Origin of the sequence: Paeniroseomonas aquatica (genome assembly GCF_030409335.1) — a bacterium.
Lineage (GTDB): Bacteria > Pseudomonadota > Alphaproteobacteria > Acetobacterales > Acetobacteraceae > Belnapia > Belnapia aquatica.
The window spans coordinates 1-436 of the sequence record NZ_JAUFPN010000085.1 but is presented as its reverse complement, the minus strand read 5'-3'; the positions used below and the strand labels follow the sequence as shown (position 1 = coordinate 436).

General features: G+C 69.5%; 1 protein-coding gene. It reads left to right on the top strand.

Annotated features, from left to right (window positions below):
* The coding region (locus QWZ14_RS08445; protein ID WP_290316193.1) for a phage major capsid family protein at window positions 1–235 on the top strand (235 nt) is incomplete at its 5' end.
* Window positions 236–436: the final 201 nt, after the last annotated feature.

The window sequence follows — 436 nt, the reverse complement described above, 5'->3', positions numbered from 1 at the left end:
GACCACGGTCTGGGGCGTCCCGGTCGTGGAGACCACCGCGGTCACCGCGACCAAAGCGATCATCGGCGACTACACGAACTTCTCCGAGCTCGCGGTCCGACGCGGCATCGACATCCAGGTGTCGAACTCGCACTCGGACTTCTTCGTCAAGGGGACGCTGGCGATCCGCGCCGACATGCGCGCCGCCCTCATCCACTACCGCCCCAAGGCCTTCGCGGTCGTCACGGGCCTGTAGCCGAGGAAGCGCCCGGGGCGGGCACCACCGCCCCGGGCGCGATCGAGAAGGAGAACCACCATGGCAACAGTGCCCGGGACCGGGAAGATCGGTTCCACCTCGTACATCGGCCGCACCAAGTGGGCCCGAGCGTTCTACGACTTCGCCGTCGACGGCGGCGCCGTCGGCGACATCGCCCTGCGCGGCGACCGGATCCCCTCC